The organism is Halorubrum trapanicum, assembly GCF_017873555.1.
In the GTDB taxonomy this organism is placed as follows: domain Archaea; phylum Halobacteriota; class Halobacteria; order Halobacteriales; family Haloferacaceae; genus Halorubrum; species Halorubrum trapanicum.
In genome coordinates this window covers 42,179-51,547 of sequence record NZ_JAGGKE010000015.1, presented here as the reverse complement: position 1 = coordinate 51,547, position 9,369 = coordinate 42,179, and the positions used below count along the sequence as shown (strand labels likewise).

Annotated in this window: 4 protein-coding genes and 1 pseudogene; all 5 read left to right on the top strand. The window is 59.8% G+C overall.

Annotated features, from left to right (window positions below; genetic code table 11):
• Window positions 1-95: 95 nt before the first annotated feature.
• Window positions 96-389 (top strand): annotated as a pseudogene (locus J2744_RS15570) (hypothetical protein); the annotation flags it as partial.
• A 2-nt stretch (window positions 390-391) separates the two neighbouring features.
• A complete protein-coding gene (locus J2744_RS13890) occupies window positions 392-1,507 on the top strand; it encodes a hypothetical protein (protein WP_092893807.1) in 1,116 nt (371 codons plus the stop codon).
• A gap of 2 nt (window positions 1,508-1,509) precedes the next feature.
• The gene (locus tag J2744_RS13885) at window positions 1,510-2,631 is read left to right on the top strand and encodes a hypothetical protein (protein WP_049987851.1); all 1,122 of its coding nucleotides are present in this window, start codon (window positions 1,510-1,512) and stop codon (window positions 2,629-2,631) included.
• Window positions 2,624-4,831 carry a VirB4 family type IV secretion system protein gene (locus J2744_RS13880; RefSeq protein ID WP_049987850.1) on the top strand — a complete coding sequence of 736 codons (2,208 nt, stop codon included), beginning with the start codon at window positions 2,624-2,626 and terminating at the stop codon, window positions 4,829-4,831. The genes J2744_RS13885 and J2744_RS13880 overlap by 8 nt, the downstream gene beginning before the upstream one ends.
• Window positions 4,797-9,134, top strand: a complete 4,338-nt coding sequence (locus J2744_RS13875; protein WP_245203387.1) for a primase-like DNA-binding domain-containing protein — start codon at window positions 4,797-4,799, stop codon at window positions 9,132-9,134. The genes J2744_RS13880 and J2744_RS13875 overlap by 35 nt, the downstream gene beginning before the upstream one ends.
• Window positions 9,135-9,369 lie beyond the last annotated feature (235 nt).

Sequence of the window (9,369 nt, the reverse complement as noted above, 5' to 3'; positions counted from 1 at the left end):
CCAAGATTCTCTCGTCGAGACCGCTAGTGTAACCGCTCTGCCACAGAACTCAGGCTTCAGAAACAGCTAGCCGAGGATGCTTTGTGAGGTACTGAATCTTCTCCGGGGACGTTCCCAATCCAATTGAGAACCCCAGAGGCAGTGGAATGCACGAAACCGACCGGGTAGTAGTTTCCCCCGGCGAGACGGCCGACCTGTTCAGTAGTTCGTTTCCGTTCGGTACAGAAACTGAGGACGGGATGGGATGCTCCCCAGACGGGAATAGTGGCCAGTTTACTGTTATCGTTGAGACACGGGTCGGTGGAAATCAGGTCTCAAGCACCTACAACGTTCAATACACTGGTTCCGACGATATGACTGATTGTGAGGTCACGATCACTGAGGTATAACGATGGTCGATCTCATTGATGTCGTCCTTGAGGGTATCAAGGGCGTCGTTGAGTGGTTCATTGGGCTGTTCATGGACGGTCTCAGATCAGGGTATGAAACTCTGACTGAGGGAATGTTCGGGACACCTACTCCAGAGACGAACGGAGCTTTTGTCTTCGGTGAACCGACCAATGCACCCTGGCCAGCGATTCACGATGCTCTCATCGGCGGCGAAATCATGCTAGTTGCCCTCTTGCTCCTTGTGATGAGCGTTCAGGGCCGTCACACGGTTCGGATCTTCAATATTGGAAGTACCTACGAAGCCCGAAAAACGAAGAAAACGGCCTGGGTCGGTGCTTTTCTAATCATTACGTGGTACTGGATTGGGACTCTCGCGCTCTACCTCGTTGACGGATTCACTATCGCCCTGATGCCGGAGCTTTCCTCGGTTACGGAGGCGATGATTGGATTCTTGGAAGTATCTATCACAAACCCAGGGCTGGGATTATTGTTTGCCGTGATTGGTGGAATCTCGATGTGGGCGTTGGAGGCGCTGTTCTACATCCGGATGATTCTGCTGTATGTCTACCTGTACGGAATGCCGATTGCATTTGCACTGGCCTACGGAAATATTCCGGTCGTATCCGATATCGCGATGGGGTTTTGCAAACGGTTTGTCCCGTTGGCTGTCCTCCCGCTCCCGGCAGCGATGGTCCTCAAGGGGTACGACTTGATCTACGGCGGTGGGACGCTCACGCCAGGAACAGCGTTCCTCAAATATCTCGTCGCTGCGTCCCTCCCGCTGGTCGCCCTCTACATCACGTGGAAGACGTTCAAATACGCGACTCCGCTGACGGCCAAAGTCGTCGGCGGTGCAACGAAAGGCGCAGCACTCGTTGGCGGTGTCGCCGCTGGAGCCTACGTCGGTGGCGCCGGCGTCGCGACGACCGCCGCTCGATGGGGGCCGAAAGCCGCCGCTGGCCACGCCGTCGCCCAAAAAGCGGCTGCCCGCGGTGGGCATGGAGGAGACGATGGCGGGACGCCATCGTACCGTCGAACAGAGAATGACCCTGGTGGAGCGACAGCGGAATCGGCGAGTGACGACCGTGGGATGGAGTTTGATCGAGGAATCCACTAACAATGTCAGCAGATCAAGACGCGGCCGCACGGCGCATCATGGATCAGTTCGGCGAGGAGAGCCGCATCCCGTATCTCAATATCGAGGAAGGGGACGTCGGCATGCTCATCGCCTTCCCCATTATTGGGCTGTTTATCGCGGGCCTCACCGGGATCGAATCACTGGCTCTCCCGTTCGTTGCTGGCGGGCTTGGCTTTGGCGTTGCCGTCATCTACGTCTCACCAACCCACCAGAACGCCTGGACGTGGACCAAAGACGTCTATCGGTACCTCAAACGGCCTCAGGTCACGTTCAGTGCGCCCGCCAACGCCGACACGGGTACCAACGAGTCAGAGCGCAACGAGGGCGGACTCGCGAACTACACGCCGTTCAAGCCGGACGAGCGAACGCAGGATCTCACCAACATCAAGCGAGCGTGGCCGGGCGCTGGTGCTATCCAGCGTGAAGACGGCTCGATGGAGGCATTCATCGAGATCGATCCGGCCAACATGGACTTCGCAATGTCCGACGACTGGGCACAGCTGCAAGACGCCGGAGAAGAGTTCGCCAACAAAGAGCTGGACTCGAAGCTCAAACTCCACGCCACAACCCGTTCCTTCCCGGTCGAGCAGATCACCGAGACCATCGAGGAGCGCCTCACTGACGAAGACGTTACGGAGAACCCGATCTTCCGGGAACTCCTCGAAGAATATCGGGAAACACGGCCGAAGGAGATGCGTGACCGGGGCATTCAGCAGGTCCGGTACTACATCGGCGTTGAAGTCAGCCCGATAGAAGTGTACGACCGCTTCCGCGACGAGGGCACCCCCGCCGAGAAGCTGACCCAGTTCCCCGTCATCGGGTTCCTGTTCAACCCGTTCGTCACTCGCCGCGAGGACCTCACCGACGTCGAACGTCGTGCGCAGATGTTCGAGAAGCTCGACAGTCGCGTGAACGACGTTCGCTCCGAGTTCATCCAGCAGGCGTCGGGGTGGTCCGCACGTCGACTCAGCACGGTCGAGCTGTTCGTTCTGAATATGGACTTTTGGAACGGCCGCGAACATGACTACGACGAGGCGGAACGTGTCGTTCGCGACCAATCGATCATCGGCCACTCGCGCCGGGAGGACCCACACGATGCGTAATGTGATCCTCCAGACTGATGGTGGCGCGCTTGGCTCCGTCACCGGGTGGCTCCAGAACCTGACACCAGCAGAGAGTGCAGTACTAGCCCTTGCAGTAGGTCTCGGCCTTGGCGTCGGCGGTAAGTACCTCTGGGACCGCTTCACTGCGGATGATGAACCAGACGTGGACTTCACCGATATCCTCGACGAGGAGACACTCGAAGAAGGCGAGGCCGAACGCAAGCTCCTCGACGACATCTCCGAGTCGCACAAGACCGTCACCGCGCCCGGAGCTGTCGAGTGGGAAACGCGAGCCGCACGGGTCGGCGAGCAGTGGACGACGACACTGTACATCGCTAACTATGCCGACTATCCCAACGACGGGTATCTGAGCGACCTCTTCGAGATGACCGACGTGCAGTTCGATCTGACGGCCCACATCACGCCGAAGAACCAGGAGCGGGCCCGGAACGAACTGCAGGACATCGCGGACGACCTCCAGGTCGATGCTGACCTCGAACAGAGTATCCGGAGCGCGTATCTCCAAGAGCGCGCCAACGAGGCCGCAGCGACGTACAAGGCTGTCGAGAACGGCGCGAACGTCTTCGACCAAGGGATGTTCATCACGGTCCGGGCCGACGAGAAAGACGAGCTCAGAGATGCCGTCCAGAAGGTCAAGAGCGCGCTCCGCGACGATCCGGCGAACCTCACGCCGAAGACCGCAATCTGTCGGCAGGATCTCGCTCTCCAGTCCGCCGCACCCATCGGCGACAACGAGTTCGGGCGGACATCGATTGCGCTCGGCGGCGCCGTCGGCGCGTTACTCTCCTCGCCGCACAACGCGACGATTCTCGAGGAGGGCGGCGTCGAGTTCGGGATTCACAAAGACAATCAAAGCCCCGTGGTCATCGACCCGTTCGCCCGGGACAACGGGTACGCGATGTTCACCGTGGGCGATACCGGCTCGGGGAAGTCGTTCAGTTCGAAGCAGAACTTCATCCGTTCCATCGAGCAGAGCAAGGACCGCATCGGCATCATCCTCGAGCCGTTGAACAACTGGGCAGGAGTCGCCGAAGCGCTCGATGCCAAACGCATCACGGTCGGCGGGACACTCGGGCTGAATCCCTTGGAGATCCGCGAGACACCCGAGCACGTCCAGCGGGCGATGGGTGAGGACGCGAGCCCGTTCAACGAGAAGCTCGACGACGCGATGAGCTTCCTTACCAACTTCTTCGCGCTCCGCGGGATCTCGCTGGGTGACCGCCGGACGACACTGGAACTGGGTCTCAAGCGAGCGTACAAGCGTAACGACATCACCGACGACATCTCGACGCACGGCAACCCGAGTCCGACCATCCGGGACATGATGGACGTCTTCGAGGACATGGTCAACGATCCCGAGGAGTTCGTTGTCCGATCCGACGAGGAGGCCGGGAAGATCAAGGAGGATGCGACGTGGCTCCTCGACCAGCTCCGCCCCTTCGAGGACGACGGTCGCCACGCCAACCTCGGCCAGGAATCCGACTTCGACATCCGGGACGAGAAGGTCATCTATCTCGACCTCGCCCAGCAGGAGGGGAGCGTCGACAGCAGTACGGCGCTGACCATGCAGCTGCTCATCTCGCTGGTCTACGAGCGAGCGAAGGTCTCGGAGAAGGAGGTCGTGTTCTACATCGACGAGGCCCGCTACATCATGCAGGACGCCGCGAGTCTGGCGTTCCTCGAAACGGTGTTCCGGCACCACCGCCACCACGACCTCTCGATCCGACTGGTCACGCAGACCGTCGACGAGTTCTTCGAGCACGCCGAATCTGAGGCCATCCTGGACCAGTGTGCGGTCAAGCAGTTCCACCGCCTCGACGGGATGGACAAGGAGTGGGCCGACGAGTTCGGGCTGAACTACGCGCAGATGCGGTTCGTTCAGGACGCCGTTCCTGGCAACGAGGACGCCGGTTTCTCCGAGGCCCTCGTGGGCGTCGACGGCGAGTGGCGCGGCATTCAGGTCAAAGCGATGCCCAAGGAGAAGCAGGTCATCGACTTCGAGCCAACCGAGCAACGGCGAGACTCACTCCCGGGGACTGGTGAGAATGCTGTGGACGCGGAGGTGCAGGCGTTCCAAGACGATATTGAAAGCCGAGCGACCGACAACGGACAACGCCCACCTGAGCAGACGCCAGCAGAGACTGATGGTGGCGCAGCGGGAGGTGACGGCGATGCGTGAGTACCTTCGCGTGACGCCAACCTCCGAACGGCTCAATCCGGAGCGTCTGCCGCAGGCACTGGAGAGCCTCCACAAACTGACCTCCACGGACTCGACAGGGCTAGCTGACAAACTCAATCCGCTACATAGCGACACACCGCTACGCTTCGAATTCCTCGCGCTCAGCGAGGGGAAAGATGACCTCGTCGAATTCTACTACGGTGCCGACGACCATCTGGATACCCTTGAGAAGCGGCTCCGGTCGGTCTATCCCGAGACGTTCGACATCGAGCGTACCGAGGTCGACATCGCATCCCGACTCGTACAGCCTGTCGAATTCGACCGCGAGACATTCGTCGAGCACTATGAGGCGGGCGACCTCCAGTACGAATTCGACCCTGACGAGCAATACGAACGTGGCACTGACGACAACAAACAATCGGGGCCAGGGGACGCCGAATCGGTCGCGGATGGAGGAACGGTCGGTGACCAGTCTGCCGACCACATCATCGAGATCGGCGATACTGCCCTCGAACTCGCCCCACCAGATGCGATTCCCGAGGATGAGCCACTCACGACGCTTGCCAAACCAACGGTAACATCGGAGGGGACGATACTCGCGCGGCCAGCGACCGAATCCGTCTCCCCACTCGGCGTGCGGTGGCAAGGGTCGGCAACTCGGAAGCAAGACTGGATGACCTCACTCTCGCCATTTACTGCAGACGACGAAGCGGAACTCCCAGCCGTCGATCAGCCAGGAGGTGCGCTCGCGTCGCTCGTCGACCACCTAATGGAGGCGACAGCACCAGTAGCATTCCAAGTCGTCTTCCAGCGACGCGAGAGCTGGCAGTCCGATGCCGACCTTCGCAAGGAGGACGTCATCGACGGCCGAGACACACTCGCTCAGGAGATTATTGGCTCCCTCTTCGAACTTGACGATCAGCCGGAGAACCGGGACAGAAACCAGCTGAGCGACGCGGTTGCAAAACGTGTCGCAGCAATCGAGGCGAAAAATCCGAAGCGGTCGTTCACCGCGAACATCCGAGCAGTCGGGATTCCATCCGGTGGTAACGGTCGCGATGATCTCGATGAGCGGATACAGTCACTTGTCCCAGTATTCGACCCGCTTGACGGGCCGTACTACCAGGTTGCAGCCGAACGAATACGTGACAGCGGCTTGCGGGCAGCCACAAAAGAACGGAACGCACGAGCGGCGCTGCAGCGGCTCTTGGATCGTGAGATCACGACCGGTCGTGGGACGACCCGACCGGAGTTCGTCCTGAGTGGTCGAGAACTCGCGCACTTCGTACTCGTCCCCTCCTCGGAGCAGCTTACTGTCGAGGGGGCACGTGGGACGCGTGCGGAACAGCAGAGTCGGAATCCGTTGCCCCGTCCGCACCAGGACCTTATGGGTGAGTTCCGAGACGGGATGGCAATCGGGTATGCCCTCGACGACACCGGCGAGGCCGAAGACGTGCCGACACACATTCCACCCGGACTGTTGCCCACTCATTACGGCCGGTTCGGAACAACCGGCTCTGGGAAATCGAAAGCCCTCATCAACGATATGCTGTCGCTGTACGACAACACCGAGGGGCCGACGATCCTCATCATCCCGAAGAACGACGATATGGCCCAGAATTATATGCGAGCTCACGCGCGTCGGTTCGGAATGACCGACCTCGAAGAGAACGTCGTCCACTTCCCAATCCCGGACGTCCTCCCCGGGTTCTCGTTTTTCGATCTCGAACCGTCGATGGAGAGCGGACGGCGCCGCGAAGACGCCGTCCAACGGAAGGCCGACCACTACGAAGAGATTTTGAAGCTCGTGATGGGAACCGACCGCTACGAGCGGGCGACTGTGGCCCCGACTCTCATCAAGACACTCATCAAGGCCCTGTTCGACGAGGAATACGGCCGTGAAAACGGGCTGTACCGAGCGTCGACGGACTATTTCGCCCACCGACAGCTCGAACACGTCGTCGACCAGCTCTGGGAGGCCGGGCCACCGAACGAAAACATCGGCAACGCCCCACGGTCGAGCGACGAGGAGGTCACGCGGACGATTCGACGGCAACTCCAGTTAGATCCGAACACCTTCGCGAACGTGATGGGTGGTGTCGGAAACCGCCTTGCGTACATTTCACAGGATACGCACCTGCGGCAGATCTTCAACAATACCGAGAACCAGTTCGACTTTCGGGATGTCCTCGATGAGGATACGGTCATCCTCTTCGACCTCGGCGACCTGCGCGACGACGCCGCCCGGATTATGACCGGTGTGATCCTGACGAATCTCGATGCGGCCCTCAAAGATCGCAAACAGGCGCTCTCCCAGCACCCGGACGACTACGTCGTGAACTTGCTCGTCGACGAGGCAGCGTCGGTCGTGGTCTCCGACATCATGAACGATCTCCTCGAGAAAGGGCGGGGCTTTCGCCTCTCTGTTGGTCTGTCGATGCAGTTCCCCGAACAGATGGAGGCTGAAGGTGGGCGGAAGATCTACCTGAATGCCCTGAACAACATCGGCAGTTCGCTCATCGGGAAAATCAACGTCGACCGGGAACTGGCACGAGCGATGGCCCACGAAGAAATGGACCCTGCGGATTTCGCCAATCGGATTCGTTCGTTGCCGCGCGGAGAGTGGATCGCCAGCCTGCCAAGCCCGACGTTCGGTGAAACGGGGCCGTATCCGTTCAGTCTCGAACCCCTCCCGATCCCACCGGGCCACCCCGAAAGCGAAACCCCGCTCACTGAGCGTGAAGAGGAGCAGTTCACTGAGACGCTCTCCTCGATGCACGAGCACATCAGTGACGAACACGGCGTGCCGGCCGCAACAGACGCCTCAACAACGAGAACACCGACCAACGAACACGAGGTGCTCGATATCGCGAGCGACGACCTGGACGTCGCGATTGCGACGGTGGTCCGGAGTCTCCAGCTTCGAGAAGGATGCCGTGAGGAGAACGGCTGGGTGGCCGTCGAAGCAGTCGACGACGAACTCAGACGACTCTTCGACGACGTTGACGCCGAGCCGCCGTCGTATGATGCACTCGCGGACATCCGAGAACGATCACGATACCTCGATACGACCGTCGATATCGACGCCGACGAGCTCCGCATCCGGCTCACTGACGCCGGAGAGGATGTCTCGACACCCGATACTGGTAGCGTGCAGGCCGCTGGTGGGAGTGCCCACGACGCAGCACTCCTCCAGATCGAAGAAGAACTCACCGCACTCGGTTTCACCGTCTCGATCCTCGCACAGGATGGCAGCGAGAAACCTGACGCGAGGGCGAGCCACCCCGACGTTGCCGACCGATTCGCCATCGAAGTCGAAACGACGACGCCCGACAATCCCGCGAAGGTACTCACGAATCTCCGGAAGGCCCAAGCAGCAGGGGATATCCCACTGTTTGTCGTTCGACCAGGAAACGACGAAACTGAGTGGGCCAAGCGTGTCGACGGCATTCTCACGCCACCCATCCGCACCCTTCAGAATGACGAGACGCGGTTCTACACAACTGACTCGAATCTCACGTTCAACGGCGGGGCAACCGAAGAAGGTGGAGTGACGGCCGTGCGACCGGCGACCGACGACGAGAACGGGACCCAGAATATCTGGCAGCGTGATGGCGCCGAGATCGTCCTTCGTGATGCCAGCGGGACGGAACACATCCGCCTCCCGTCGCTTGAAAAACTCTCGAAGGACCGTGTTCCAGCCATCTACAGCTACGACCACGCTGCCGACGAGTACGTGGTATACGAGCACGGTGAGCAACACATCTACGAGACGAAATCGAAGTTCGAGGACGACTGGGTGCGTGTCAAGAAGCCATTCGTCCCCGAAGCCGAACTCCCCGTCCCAGATTACACACGTTCGACGTACGGCATCGTTATCCTTCACGATGAAGCGGAATCGGTTGTGTATGAAGACGGTGAGAAGCGGCCACTCTCGACAATCACTGACGAGTCGCTCCGTCCGGTATCGCCCGAATCAGCGGCCGCTGACGAACCACCCAGTCAGACCGACCAGGCCGATGAGAAAGTCGAGGAAGACCAATCGCCACCGTCGTTCGAAGCGTTTGTCGACGAATATCTCGTCGAAGACGCGGATGAAGCCGTGCCGAAAGACGATGTATTCGGTCTCTACAACGACTGGGCAGAGGCACACGGCATCGACGATCCGCTGAATAAGAGTTGGTTCACCCGGAAGCTCAACACCCACATCAAGGTGGACTCCACGAAGAAGCGAATCGACGGAGAACCCGTCCCGCATTACACTGGTGTCCGCATCCGATCTGAAGAGGACTTTCAGCCATGAAACGGACGTACACGCTCCAATTCCCGATATCATCGGGACTTCTTGAGACCTGTTCCACCCAAGCTGAATCATGACCTCATCCAATCAAACTCGAAGGTCGGAAATCACCCGACGGCGGCATGTTCCACCCAAATCCTCAATGGGTGGAACACCAACGAACCGAGCGAAATGGGTGGAACACGCTCACGTCCAGCGATTTTTAACCTGCTATAGCGGGTGTTCCACCCAACAACCA